Source organism: Nocardioides sp., assembly GCF_016462705.1.
In the GTDB taxonomy this organism is placed as follows: Bacteria; Actinomycetota; Actinomycetes; order Propionibacteriales; family Nocardioidaceae; genus Nocardioides.
In genome coordinates, this window is the sequence record NZ_JAEMSS010000213.1 from 1 (window position 1) to 6304 (window position 6304).

Annotated in this window: 6 protein-coding genes; 3 read left to right on the top strand and 3 right to left on the bottom strand. The window is 71.5% G+C overall.

The genetic code is table 11. The features are described 5' to 3' along the window. On the bottom strand, positions 1-476 hold a 476-nt coding region (locus JHD21_RS19540; RefSeq protein ID WP_292678653.1), incomplete at its 3' end, for a YhjD/YihY/BrkB family envelope integrity protein. 18 nt (positions 477-494) lie between these two features. Between JHD21_RS19540 and JHD21_RS19545 the strand changes: the two genes are divergently transcribed. Genes JHD21_RS19545 through JHD21_RS19555 form a run of 3 tightly spaced genes read left to right on the top strand, consistent with a single transcriptional unit; the run spans position 495 to position 3901 of the window. Next, positions 495-2159 (top strand): acyl-CoA dehydrogenase family protein, encoded by a 1665-nt coding sequence (locus JHD21_RS19545; RefSeq protein WP_292678655.1) that lies wholly within the window; start codon positions 495-497, stop codon positions 2157-2159. Further along, positions 2156-2749: an MOSC domain-containing protein gene (locus JHD21_RS19550; protein ID WP_292678658.1), complete on the top strand. Its 594-nt coding sequence runs from the start codon at positions 2156-2158 to the stop codon at positions 2747-2749. Before JHD21_RS19545 ends, JHD21_RS19550 begins: the two co-directional genes overlap by 4 nt. Positions 2750-2770: 21 nt before the next feature. Beyond that, positions 2771-3901 carry a hypothetical protein gene (locus JHD21_RS19555; RefSeq protein ID WP_292678661.1) on the top strand — a complete coding sequence of 377 codons (1131 nt, stop codon included), beginning with the start codon at positions 2771-2773 and terminating at the stop codon, positions 3899-3901. On the opposite strand, the gene JHD21_RS19560 is transcribed toward JHD21_RS19555, so the two are convergent. Together JHD21_RS19560 and JHD21_RS19565 are read right to left on the bottom strand one after the other, a co-directional pair. Next, a complete protein-coding gene (locus JHD21_RS19560) occupies positions 3865-5247 on the bottom strand; it encodes a cation:dicarboxylase symporter family transporter (RefSeq protein WP_292678664.1) in 1383 nt (460 codons plus the stop codon). The genes JHD21_RS19555 and JHD21_RS19560 overlap by 37 nt on opposite strands. A 115-nt stretch (positions 5248-5362) precedes the next feature. Further along, on the bottom strand, positions 5363-6304 hold a 942-nt coding region (locus tag JHD21_RS19565; RefSeq protein WP_292678667.1), incomplete at its 5' end, for an aminotransferase class I/II-fold pyridoxal phosphate-dependent enzyme.

Consider the following 6304-nt stretch of genomic DNA (forward strand, 5'->3'; position numbering starts at 1 on the left):
AGGATGTAGAGGACGAAGGAGAGCGCGCGGGTCCGGATGATCCCCCGGTGCCCGCCCAGCCCGTGCATCACGGTGATGGTGTCGATGAAGACGTTGAGCGCTCGCGAGCCGGACCACAGGGCCAGCACGAAGCCCAGCGAGATGACGTCGAACCGGCCGCCGCGCAGGACGCTGTTGAGCGTGGGCTCGATGATGCTGTCGACGGCCCGGTCGGTGAGCAGCCGGCCCGAGAAGTCGAGGACCGCGATGCGGATGTCGTCGATCTGTCCGGGGTCCAGCTGGTCGGTGACGTAGCCGATGGCGCCCGCGAGGGCGAAGATCAGCGGCGGGACCGAGAGGACGGCGAAGAACGCCGCCTCGGCGGCCAGCCCCGTGACCCGGTAGCGCAGGCAGCTGCTCGCCGTGGTGACCACGAGCCGCCAGGTCAGGTCCCGGGCCCTCTGCAGACGAGCGGGCAGCACCGCCTCGTCGGCCATACGTCGTACGGTAATCGCATGGTGGAGCAGAGCCGCGCAGACATCCGCAGGGCCGCCAACCAGGTCCCGCTCCTCGCCGGACACAACGTGGTCACCGCCGATGCGGCCCTGTCCGAGGCGGTCACGCGGCACGCCGGCGCCGAGGTGCTCGAGTCCCTCGACGCCATCGGGGCCGAGGCGGGCACCGAGGAGGCCCGCGAGCAGGGCCGGCTGGCCAACGAGCACCACCCGGTGCTGCGCCAGTACGACCGCTACGGCAACCGGGTCGACGAGGTCGACTTCCACCCGTCCTGGCACTGGCTGATGGAGCGGGCGATCGGCCACGGGCTGGGTGCCACACCCTGGGAGCGCCAGGACGACGGGGACACGCACGCCCACGTCCGGCGGGCGGCCGGGTTCATGGCGTGGTCGCACACCGAACCCGGTCACGGCTGCCCCGTGTCGATGACCTACGCGGCCGTGCCCGCGCTCCGGGCGGACGAGGCGATCGCCAAGGAGTGGACGCCGCTGCTGGCCTCGACGTCCTACGACCCGGGCCTGCGGGTGGCCTCGTCCAAGACCGGCGTGCTGGCCGGGATGGGGATGACCGAGAAGCAGGGCGGCTCCGACGTCCGCGCCAACGTCACCGAGGCTCGGCCGACCGAGGTCGACGGCGAGTACACCCTGCACGGCCACAAGTGGTTCACCTCGGCGCCCATGAACGACGTCTTCCTGATGCTCGCGCAGGCGGAGGCGGGCGTGACCTGCTTCGTGGTGCCGCGCGTCCTGCCCGACGGCACCCGCAACCCGATCGACGTCGTCCGGCTCAAGGACAAGCTCGGCAACCGGTCCAACGCCTCCTCGGAGCTGGAGATGAACGGCACGCTCGCCGTCCGGCTCGGTGACGAGGGCCGAGGGGTCCGGACGATCATCGAGATGGTCGCCGCGACGCGGCTGGACTGCGTCCTCGGCTCCGCCTCGCTCATCCGCCGGGCCGTCTCCGAGGCGAGCTGGCACGCGGCCCACCGGTCGGCGTTCGGGTCGCTACTGATCGACAAGCCGCTGATGCAGAACGTGCTGGCCGACCTCGCGGTGGAGTCGGAGGCGGCGACCGTCCTCGCGGTGCGGCTGGCCGCCGCCGTCGACGACCTCTCCGACCCCCACGAGTCGGCGCTGCGCCGGATCGCGCTGCCGCTGGCGAAGTTCTGGGTGTGCAAGCGCACCCCGGCCGTGACCGCCGAGGCCCTGGAGTGCCTGGGCGGCAACGGCTACGTCGAGGAGTCGCAGATGCCCCTGCTCTACCGGGAGGCTCCGCTCAACTCGGTCTGGGAGGGGTCCGGCAACGTCAACGCGCTCGACGTGCTCCGGGCACTCTCGCGCGAGCCCGAGGCCCTGGACGCGTGGATCACCGAGGTCGGTCTGGCCCGGGGATCCGACGCCCGGCTCGACCGGGCCGTCGACGACACGCTGGCCCTGCTCGGCTCGATGCTGGGCGACCCCGCCGCCCTGGAGGTCGGTGCCCGCCGCCTGGCCGGCCGGATGGCCGCCGTGCTCCAGGGATCGCTGCTGGTCCGCTTCTCCCCCGCCGAGGTGGCCGACGTCTTCTGCGCCTCCCGGCTCGGGACGTCGTACGACGGCACGTTCGGCGCCCTGGACGGCGGCGACCTGCGCGGGATCGTCGACCGGGCGACCCCCCGCCGGTGACCGCGCGGATCCAGTCGGTCAACGTCGGCTCCGCGGAGCCCAACCCGGCCCGGCGAGGCGGTGGCGTCACCGGCTTCGGGAAACGCCCGGTCGGGTCGGCCCTGCTCCGCGCCCCGGGACCGGGTGGCAGCGGCCTCGAGGGAGACGTCATCGGCAACCCGCGGTTCCACGGCGGCGACCTCCAGGCGGTCTACGCCTACGCGCGCGAGGAGCTCGACACCTGGGAGGAGCGGCTCGGGCTGGACCTGCCCGACGGCGCCTTCGCCGAGAACCTGACCCTGCGCGGGCTGGACGTCGACGCGAGCCGGGTCGGCGACCTGTGGGCGATCGGCGCGGAGGTCGTGCTCGAGGTGACCGCGCCACGCACGCCGTGCCGCACCTTCGCCAACCGGATGGGCGTCAAGGGCTGGATGCGGCAGTTCACCGAGGCGGGCAGGCCCGGCGCCTACCTGCGGGTGGTGTCGCCAGGCGTGGTCCGGGTCGACGACCCGGTCGTCGTGACGCCGGCGACCGACGGTGCCCCTCTGCACGACGTGTTCCGGGAGATGATGGGACAGACCGCCCCGCCGACCCCTTCACCGCACACCTGACTCAGCCCTACCGTCTCCGGCATGGGATCCCGGGCGTTGTTGGGCGCGGCTGACGTCACCGACGACCAGCTGGCCGCGATCGTCGCCGGCCTCCTCCACGAGGACTCGGTGGACGTGCTCGACGTCGAGGTGGAGCGGGTCGCCTACGACATGCCTGCCATCACCACGGCGTCGCGGCACTGGGTGAGCGGCACCGCGACGACGTCGCGTGGCACCGAGCCGTGGCGGATCTTCGTCAAGCACATCCAGTCGTGGAGCAGGCACCCGTTCTTCCAGTACGTGCCGGCGGAGTTCCAGGCGATGGCCGCCGCCTCCGTCCCGTGGCGGACCGAGGCGGAGGTCTACCGCTCCGACCTGGCCGATCGACTCCCCGCGGGGCTGACGATGCCCCGCCCCCTCCACGTGGTGGACCTGGACGAGCTCTCCGCGGCGATCTGGATCGAGGACGTCTCTGCTGCCGAGATGGACTGGGACCTCGATCGCTACCGCCGGGCGGCCTACCTGCTCGGCCGTCTGGCCGCGAGCCCCGACGTGGCACCGCTCGCCGCGCTGCGAGACGTGGACTGGAGCCTGTCGTCCTACACGTTCGGCCGCGTCGCGGTCGACGTGACGCCGATGCTGCAGGGCGACGAGGTGTGGCAGCACCCGCTCTGCGCGGCCTTCGACGACGACCTGAGGGACCGTCGCCGACGTACGGCCGACCGGGCCCCCGCGCTGGCCGCCGAGGGCGACGCCCTCCCGCGGCTCACCAGCCACGGCGACGCCTGCCCGAACAACCTGCTGGACGGTCCGGGCGGCGACATCATGATGATCGACTTCGGCTTCTGGGGCCCGGCACCGGTCGGCTTCGACCTCCAGACACTCCTGGTCGGCGACGTCCAGATCGGCAAGCGCTCCGCCGATACCTTGGCCGAGGTCGACGAGGCCATCATCCCGGCGTACGTCGAGGGCCTGCGCGACGAGGGCTGCGACATCGCCGAGGCCGTGGTCCGACGCGCCCACGCCATTCGGTCGCTGCTCATGACGGGGCTCTCGGCCGTCCCCGTCGACCTGTTCGACGGCCCAATCACCGACGACACGCTGCGCATCGCCGGTGACCGAGCCGTGATCGCCCGCTACTGCTTGGACCGGCTGGACGCCAGCTCGGGCTGAGGTGCCGCGGTGTGCGCGGCCTCGTACTCCTCGTCGAGCATGTCCGACTCGTCGAACGGCACCTCGCCGGCCAGCACCCGGTCGAACCGCTCGCGGTCGATGCCTCCGGTCCAGTGACCGACCAGCACCGTCGCGACCGAGTTGCCGGCGAAGTTGGTCAGCGCCCGGGCCTCGGACATGAAGCGGTCGATCCCGACGATCACGCCCACGCCGTCGACGAGCTCGGGACGGTGGGAGCTGAGCCCGCCCGCCAGCGTGGCCAGTCCGGCGCCGGTGACGCCCGCGGCCCCCTTGGAGGCGATGACCATGAACACCAGCAGGGAGATCTGCTCGCCGATCGAGAGCGGGTCGCCCAGCGCCTCGGCGATGAACAGCGAGGCCATCGTCAGGTAGATCGCCGTGCCGTCCAGGTTGAACGAGTAGCCGGTGGGGACCACCACGCCGACCGTGGTCTTGTCGATGCCGGCGTGCTCCATCTTCGCGATCAGCCGTGGCAGCGCGGACTCCGACGACGACGTCGAGAGGATCAGCAGGAACTCGCGGGCGAGGTAGCGCAGCAGCGTGAACAGGTTGACGCCTGCGGTGAGCCTCAGGACGGCACCGAGCACGATGAACACGAATACGAAGCAGGTCACGTAGAACGCCACCATCAGGATCGCGAGGCTCTTGAGGGCATCCAGCCCGGTCTCGCCGACCACCGCCGCGATCGCTCCGAAGGCGCCGATCGGCGCGGCCCACATGATCATGGCCAGCACCCGGAAGACGAGTCGCTGGAGCACCTCGATCACCCGGAGGACCGGCTTGCCGGCCTCACCCATCCGCTGCAGGGCGAACCCGACGAGCAGCGCGACGAGCAGCGTCTGCAGCACCTCGCCGCTGGTGAGCGCCGAGAACAACGAGTCCGGGATGATGCCGAGCAGGAACTCGGTCGTGCTGCCGTGCCCCTCCTCGGCCGCGGCCTGTCCGGCGCTGGAGGCCTCCTCGTCGATGTCGAGGTTCTCGCCCGGCTTGATGAGGTTGCCCACCACCAGGCCGATGGCCAGGGCCACCGTCGACATCGTCAGGAAGTAGCCGAGGGCCAGGCCGCCGACCTTGCCCACCCTGGCGGCGCTGGCGACCGACCCCACGCCGATCACGATCGTGCAGAAGATGACCGGCTGGATCATCATCGTGATCAGCGAGACGAAGCCCTCACCCAGGGGTTTGAGCTCGATGGCGAAGTCCGGGAACACCAGTCCGACCAGGACCCCGAGGGCGACCGCGGCGATGACGGCGATGTAGAGGTAGTGGGTGCGGTCGCGCGTGGACGGCGACTGCTCCGCGGTGGTGGCGCTGTTGTTGGACATGGGGCCTCCCGAGACTGCGGCGGCGTCCCCGCGACGTCACCGCGACGCCCGAGGAGGTACCCCGAAGCCTGACCCGGCTCACCCGCACCGGTCCCCTCGGCTCAGGAGGGGACCGTCAGACGAGCTCGAGCCCCGGGTAGAGCGGGTGCTTGTCGAGCATCTCCGCCGAGGCGTCCTTGACCTTGTCGGCCACGCCGTCGGCCAGGACGTACGACGCCTTCGACGGCCCGCCCGCCTTGGTGGCGCCGGGCTGGGTGTTCTGCAGCACCTGCACGATGAGCTCGGCGGTCCGGTCGAACTCGTCGTGACCGAACCCCCGGGTGGTGAGCGCCGGGGTGCCCAGGCGGATGCCCGAGGTGTACCAGGCACCGTTGGGGTCGGCCGGCACCGAGTTGCGGTTGGTGACGACGCCCGCGTCGAGCAGGGCGCTCTCGGCCTGGCGGCCGGTCAGGCCGAACGAGGTGACGTCGAGCAGCACGAGGTGGTTGTCCGTGCCCCCGGTGACGAGGTTGGCGCCACGGCTCAGGAAGCCGTCGGCCAGGGACTTGGCGTTGTCTGCGATGCGCTGGGCGTAGCCCCGGAACGAGTCCTGTCGTGCCTCGGCGAGCGCGACCGCCTTGGCGGCCATGATGTGCGAGAGCGGGCCGCCGAGGACCATCGGGCACCCCCGGTCGACCGAGGGTGCGTACTCCCCGGTGGCGAGCACCAGGCCCCCACGAGGACCGCGCAGGGACTTGTGCGTCGTCGTCGTGGTGACGTGCGCGTGCGGCACGGGGTCCTCGTCGCCCGTGAAGACCTTGCCGGCCACCAGCCCCGCGAAGTGGGCCATGTCGACCATCAGGGTCGCGCCCACCTCGTCGGCGATCTCGCGCATCTTGGCGAAGTCCACCCGGCGGGGGTACGCGGAGTAGCCACCGACCAGGATCAACGGCTTGAACTCGCGCGCCTTGGCCGCGAGGAGGTCGTAGTCCAGCAGGCCGGTCTCCGGATCGGTGCCGTACTGCTGCTGGTGGAACATCTTGCCGCTGATGTTGGGCCGGAAGCCGTGGGTCAGGTG